The following is a 6085-nucleotide window of genomic DNA, read 5'->3' as shown; positions in this document are numbered from 1 at the left end:
AGATGTGCAGAGAACTCCGCCGCTTCGCGGCTCCGCTCCAAGGACCCATTCCTCCCCGCCCTAAAGGACGGAGCCTCCTGGGAGAAATCAGGTGACACAGACGTCGACCTGGGTCTGCCGGGAGCGTCAGGGCCAGCGCGCTGGCGGACCCACGGGAGAAGTGGTCACCGCAAGCCGCCCGGACCGGGACCCTCCCGCTGCGGCAGGAACGGCCTCCAGGATGAGAGGACCGGTCCAGCAGTGCAGTGGTCAGCGGCATTCGTGCATGCCCTGGTCGGCCACCGATCAGTGCGGTCGGGACTCACCACTGATGTCACCGGCGGGCGGTGAGAAACCAGCGCGCAGGCTGTGACCTGTAGTGGGGAGACTTCGCGAACTCACCGGTGAGTCACCGGGTGCGGAGGGAGGCCGATGCGGCCCGAGGAGACCCCGGACATCAAGCTGGCCTTCGCAGGTTGGTTCGCCGGTAAACCGGCCGCAGAGCTGGCGGAGATGGAATCCGGGGCTTACTGATCGCTTCAGAACCGTCCACATCGCCGCCACGGCGACCGTCTGCGTCGGCGATACCGGAGCCGCGCCCTGCCTCCCGCACGCCCCGTGGCCGTGGTGGAACAGTGAGGGGGTGGAGTCCTCACCGCGTGGGCTGTTCGCTTCGACCGTGCCGTACTACGCAAGGTTTCGGCCCGCGTACGACGATCGCCTGTTCACCTTGCTGGGCACGCGCTTCTCGCTGGACGGGACCCAACGCGTGCTGGACCTGGGAGCCGGCACCGGAGCGCTGACGTTGCCGCTCGCGGCTCTGGTCCGCGAGGTGGTTGCGGTCGATCCCGAGCCGGACATGCTCGCCGAGGGCCGCCGGCTTGCCGCCGCGGCGGGCGTGGGCGGCATCGACTGGCGGCTGGGAGACTCCAACACCCTGCTCGCGCTGAACGTGGGGCCGGTACTGCTGACGGTCATGGGCGCGTCATTCCACTGGATGGACCGCGAACGGCTGCTGCACGACCTGGACACGCTGATCGAACCCGGTGGAGCGGTGGTGCTGGCAACCTGCGGAGCCCGGCACGCGGATCTCGCTCTCCCGGCCTGGCTGCCTGAGGTCGAGGAGGTCCGCCACCGCTACCTGGGCCCGGACCGCCGGCCGGACTGCGGCCCGGGCGCCTACCCCGATGTGCGGCACGAGAACGTTCTGCTCCGCTCACCGTTCCCCCGGTTCGAGACGATCCACTGGGACCGCACGGTCCGCCGGACCGTGGACGAGGTGGTCGGGCTCCAGCTCTCCTTCAGCTTCACCAGCCCGGCCGCCCTCGGCCCCGACCTTCCGGCCTTCGAACACGACCTTCGCCGAGCACTGACCGCTCTGCGTCCGGAAGGCGGACTGCTCGAAGAGCGTGTCCGAACGGAAGCCGTCATCGCCTGCCGTCCGCTACCAAGAGAACATGAAAGTCCTGCTTGAACGCTGGTCAGGGGTTCAGAGCCAGCCCTGCTGGGCTGCTTTGAGGCCTGCTTCGAAACGGCTGCTGGCATTGAGGCGTTCCATCAGTGCGGACATCTGACGGCGTACGGTCCGCAGGGACACCCCGAGCCGTTTGCCGGCGGCCTCGTCGGTCATCCCCGAGGCCAGGAGCCGCAAGAGTTCAAGTTCGCCCGAACTCGGCTTCGAGTCGGTCGCCCGTGGGCGGTCCGCGCCCAGTGGTACGGCAGAGTTCCACGTCTGCTCGAACAGGGTGAGCAGGGAGGCCACGATGCCGGGTGAACGGGTGCACAGGGCGCCGAGCCGCGAGTTTGCCGGGTCGATGGGGACGAGCGCGACGGTCCGGTCGAAGATCAGCAGACGTGGCGGCAGCAGCGGGCTGGTGCGTACCTGGCCTCCCTCTTCTGTCAGCCACCGGGCGTAGGAGAGCGTCGTCGGATCGTTGCGGGCGCTGTCCTGGTACACCGACCGCATCTCGACCCCGCGGGCCAGGGCGCGCCGGTCGAGCGGTCGTGATGCCTCCAGACTTGCCTCGGACAGCGCTCCGCCGGGCAGGATCGCCGTGAACTCCCGCGTCAGGCTGTGGGTGAGGTCCTCCAGGCGGCTCTGGATGGCGTCCATGCCGACGAGCCGTTCCGCGCCGTCCACCTCGGTGTTCGGACGCAGCTCGGCGAACTCCGAGACGACCCGGGCCGCGGCGGCCTTGCTCCGCGCCAGCTCCTCCTGGCGCCGTGCCAGTTCATCCTCTTGGCGCCGCAGGAGAAGTTCCAGACCCAGATCCGGGCTGACCGCGCGCAGTGAGCCGGGGCTTTCCCGCGAGGGTCGCAGCAGGTCCAAATCGACGAGCCGGTCCAGGCCGTCGCGTACCTGTGACTCGGTGAGCCCGGCTCTCAGGCCGAGTTCGGCGATACCGCCCGACGGGTCGGCGAGCATCGCCCGGTAGACGGCCTCGACGTCCGGTCCCAGCCCCAGCGCTTGCAGCATTCCCCAGCCCCCCAGCTGACCTGCGGCCGCCGGAAGCGCGGCCCGCGCCATGATCGTAAACCACGGACGGCACCAAGGTGCCAGACCTCTTGGTGCCACCCGAAACCTCTTTTCCGCAGGTCAGGCGGGCAGCAACATAGTGATCACCGGAACGGCGGGGGCGAGAGTCCCCGACTCAGGGCCCGAGCCGCAAGGACGATCCGGTGCAGCGCGCAGCAACCATCCCGATCCGCTCTCCATGACCTTCGCTCCAGGGGGAACCGCCATGTCCCGCACCGCTCGCATCGCCGCTGCCGCCACCGTCCTGTCCGCCCTGCTCTGCGCCGGATCGACCGTCAGCGCATCGGCCGCCGTCGCAAACGTCGCCGCCGGCCCGGCCAGCATCAACTGGGACACCGCACCGGTGACCGGCAACAGCATCAACTGGGACTGACACCGGTGCGCGTGATCCGTGCCTCGCTGGCAAGTACGCCGCCCGGGCCCGCCCGGGAGAGCGAGCTGGCCCTCGTGACCGACCTGATCTGGGCTCACTGCGGCCCGGGCCACGGTCTGGAGCACCTGCGGGCCAAGGTCACCGGCGAGGGTCTGGACCTCTACCTCTTCATGCGGGCCCCGTCCGAGGCCGCGTCCTTCGCCCAGGCACACGCCATCCTCACCAGCGCCCTCCCGCCGTTGATCTCGCACGGCTACCGCACCACCGCGACGTACTGCTGACGGCTGCTGCCTCGCACCGCAACGCAACGCCCCCGACGTTCCCGCATCAAGGGCCCCGTTCGGCCTGTCCACTTCCAGGAGACCTCCATGCCCCGCACCGCCGCGCCCCGGCGCGTCCGTACCGCCGTTCTCGCCAGTGCGGGCGTCCTCGCCGCCGCCACTGTCTACGGAATCGCCCAGCACGCCGATGCCTCCACCGCTTCCGACGCCTCCTCCCGTCCGGCAGCCGCCGGTGCGACCAGTACGGCAGTCACCGACGGCCCCCTTGCAGCCGGGGCGCCCACGGCAGCCGCATCGCCCGGGACGCAGCAGCCCGGCACCGGTGCCACGCCGACTCCGGCCGGTACGAGCGAGGGCAAGCGCGAGCCGGCCAAGGCAGGCGGCAAGGGCACCACGGCGAGCGGCGGCAACGCTCCCGCCGCCCTGGAGGCCGGGAAGGTCGAGCCCGCCGAGCTGCCCGACAGCGCGCAGCAGAAGTGGAAGGAACTCGCACCGGCCGTCACCCAGCCGCTGGCCCAGGACTTCCAGCTCAACGAGTGCGCATCCGTGCCCGGCGCCACCCACTGGCGGCAGCAGGCCTTCATCAGCTCGCACAAGACCCCTGCCATCCAGAACTCCCTCTCCTTCAAGGACGAGGCAGCGGCGAGGTCCGCGTACGAGAAGGTCCTCGGCGGGATGAATGCGTGCGCGCAGACCAGCCAGGCCCTGCAGAAGCAGTTCAAGCTGACGCCCGACGCCACCGTCCGGGAGACCGCCGCCGACGACCACGGCCGTGCGTGGTCGCGCCGCTGGACCGGAGTCGAGGGAGCCTCGGCAGCCGGCGCGCAGACCAATCACATCTATGCGGTCCTGCGCGGCACGGTCTTGACCCTCCTGACCTTCGACGAGTGGGACTCCGCCGCCCCGGCTTCCTACGACCCGCGCTCGGACGCCGCCGTTTTGACCATGCTCGCCGGCTGACCGCCACCCACTGGACTTCGCCCCACCGGCACACCACCGCCTTCTTCCCGACACGCCTTCCAGGAGACCTCCATGTCCCGCGCCACCCGTTCGTCCGTCCTGCGCTGCACCTCCGCCCTGGTTTCCGCCGGCCTCGCCGCGACGGCTCTGACCGCGGCGACCGCGGCTCCGGCCCAGGCCGCGTCCTCCAAGGGCGGAAAGATCACCCGCAGCGAGGTCATCGCCCGAGCCCAGTACTGGGTGGACCAGGGCGTCCCGTACAACCAGTCCGGCTCCTACACCGACGGCCACGGGACCAACTACCGCGAAGACTGCTCCGGATACGTCTCGATGGCCTGGCACGCCACCCAGTCGTACAACACCTGGACCCTTCCCGGCATCTCCTCCGAGGTCAGCAAGTCCTCGCTGCTCCCGGGAGACGCCCTGAACTACACCGAGGCGCACGTCATCCTCTTCGGTGGCTGGAAGGACAAGGCGGCCGGCACCTTCACGTACTACGCCGAGCAGAACAGCAACGTCCTGACCAACAAGTACACCGCGAACATCAACAGCAGCTCGGTCGCCGGCTGGCCGACCAGCCTCTACAAGGGGCTGCGCTACGACAACATCGTCGATGACACACGACCGGCGAACGCGGGTGTGTACCGGGCGTCGAACCAGACGTTCTACGAGCGTGACAGCTCGGGTGGCACGCAGGGCTCCGCCATGTTCGGCAACCCCGGCTGGAAGCCGCTGACCGGCGACTTCAACGGCGACGGCATCGACACCATCGGCGTCTACGACCCCGCCAACGGCGACTTCCACCTCTCCAACGACAACGCAAACGCCGCCATATCCGTCCGCTTCGGCAACCCCAACTGGACCCCGCTGGTCGGCGACTGGGACGGCGACGGCAAGGACACCGTCGGCGCCTACGACCCCGCCACCCAGAAGTTCTACCTCTCCAACGACAACAGCACCGTCGCGGCAAGCTTCGTCTACGGCAACCCCGGCGACATTCCGCTGGCAGGTGACTGGGACGGCGACGGCAAGGACGCAGTCGCCGTCTACCGCCCGGACAACGCCATGTTCTACGAAGCCGACCTCACGGGCCACACGATCGGCAACACCATGTTCGGAAACCCCGGCTGGACCCCGCTGATCGGCGACTACAACGGCGACGGCATCGACACCATCGGCGTCTACGACCCCGCCACCCAAAAGTTCTACCTCTCCAACGACAACGGCACCGTCGCCACCAGCTTCACCTACGGCAACCCCGGCGACACCCCCATCACCGGCGCCTGGTAGGGCAACCGCCCCAGGGTTCGCGAGGTCAACGGGTGGGCGCGACGCGAAGCGCCGCCCACCCGGTTCCCGCACCCCGTCCCACCCGCTCCGCCGCCTGCCGCCTGCCGCCTGCCGCCTGCCGCCTGCCGCCTGCCGCCCGAGATTCCTTCAGCACCAGGAGCCACATCCCATGCGCAACGCCCTGTCTCGCACCGCCCGCACGGCTGCCTCGCTCACCCTCACCCTCGCCACGGCCTGCCTCGCGGCCGTCGCCGTCCAGCCGACAGCCCATGCCGCCTCGGTGTCCACCTGGGACAAGGTCGCCCAGTGCGAGTCCTCCGGGAACTGGGCCATCAACACGGGCAACGGCTACTACGGCGGCCTTCAGTTCAGCCTCAGCACCTGGAAGGGGTACGGCGGCACGCAGTACGCCGCATATCCGCACCAGGCGACCAAGCAGCAGCAGATCCTGATAGGCGAGAAGGTTCTGGCCGGCCAGGGGCAGGGCGCCTGGCCCAGTTGCGGCCCTGCCGCCGGTCTGGGCGCGGACAAGGCCGACCCCTACCCCGCGCCCGCACACCGCAAGACGCATGCGGGTGTGTACCGGGCGTCGAACCAGACGTTCTACGAGCGTGACAGCTCGGGTGGCACGCAGGGCTCCGCCATGTTCGGCAACCCCGGCTGGAA

At 69.6% G+C, this 6085-nt stretch carries 7 protein-coding genes; 6 read left to right on the top strand and 1 reads right to left on the bottom strand.

Annotated elements, in window-relative coordinates; genetic code table 11:
- Positions 1–658 precede the first annotated feature (658 nt).
- Positions 659–1453: a class I SAM-dependent methyltransferase gene (locus ACFXA3_RS32425; protein ID WP_385192672.1), complete on the top strand. Its 795-nt coding sequence runs from the start codon at positions 659–661 to the stop codon at positions 1451–1453.
- A gap of 15 nt (positions 1454–1468) precedes the next feature.
- Here the strand turns inward: ACFXA3_RS32425 and ACFXA3_RS32420 are convergent, their stop codons facing one another.
- On the bottom strand, positions 1469–2455 hold the full coding sequence (locus ACFXA3_RS32420; protein WP_385192669.1) for a LuxR C-terminal-related transcriptional regulator: 987 nt from the start codon (positions 2453–2455) through the stop codon (positions 1469–1471).
- 265 nt (positions 2456–2720) lie between these two features.
- Between ACFXA3_RS32420 and ACFXA3_RS32415 the strand changes: the two genes are divergently transcribed.
- The 5 genes from ACFXA3_RS32415 to ACFXA3_RS32395 all read left to right on the top strand — a co-directional run.
- Positions 2721–2888, top strand: a complete 168-nt coding sequence (locus ACFXA3_RS32415) for a hypothetical protein (protein ID WP_385192667.1) — start codon at positions 2721–2723, stop codon at positions 2886–2888.
- Positions 2889–2899: 11 nt separating this feature from the next.
- On the top strand, positions 2900–3169 hold the full coding sequence (locus ACFXA3_RS32410; RefSeq protein ID WP_385192664.1) for a hypothetical protein: 270 nt from the start codon (positions 2900–2902) through the stop codon (positions 3167–3169).
- A gap of 87 nt (positions 3170–3256) precedes the next feature.
- On the top strand, positions 3257–4129 hold the full coding sequence (locus tag ACFXA3_RS32405; protein ID WP_385192662.1) for a hypothetical protein: 873 nt from the start codon (positions 3257–3259) through the stop codon (positions 4127–4129).
- A 72-nt stretch (positions 4130–4201) separates the two neighbouring features.
- Positions 4202–5419, top strand: a complete 1218-nt coding sequence (locus ACFXA3_RS32400; protein ID WP_385192660.1) for a hypothetical protein — start codon at positions 4202–4204, stop codon at positions 5417–5419.
- Between the two features lie 169 nt (positions 5420–5588).
- A partial coding sequence (locus tag ACFXA3_RS32395) for a transglycosylase family protein (protein ID WP_385192658.1) occupies positions 5589–6085 on the top strand: 497 nt, incomplete at its 3' end.

It is taken from the genome of Streptomyces sp. NPDC059456, assembly GCF_042750055.1.
In the GTDB taxonomy this organism is placed as follows: domain Bacteria; phylum Actinomycetota; class Actinomycetes; order Streptomycetales; family Streptomycetaceae; genus Streptomyces.
The sequence above is the reverse complement of the archived record's forward strand: the minus strand, read 5'-3'. Positions and strand labels throughout refer to the sequence as shown.

Excerpts from the sequence above, each read along its gene's own strand:
- ACFXA3_RS32420 (WP_385192669.1), bottom strand. The coding sequence starts at position 2,455 with ATGCTGCAAGCGCTGGGGCTGGGACCGGACGTCGAGGCCGTCTACCGG.
- ACFXA3_RS32415 (WP_385192667.1), top strand. The coding sequence starts at position 2,721 with ATGTCCCGCACCGCTCGCATCGCCGCTGCCGCCACCGTCCTGTCCGCC.
- ACFXA3_RS32405 (WP_385192662.1), top strand. The coding sequence starts at position 3,257 with ATGCCCCGCACCGCCGCGCCCCGGCGCGTCCGTACCGCCGTTCTCGCC.
- ACFXA3_RS32400 (WP_385192660.1), top strand. The coding sequence starts at position 4,202 with ATGTCCCGCGCCACCCGTTCGTCCGTCCTGCGCTGCACCTCCGCCCTG.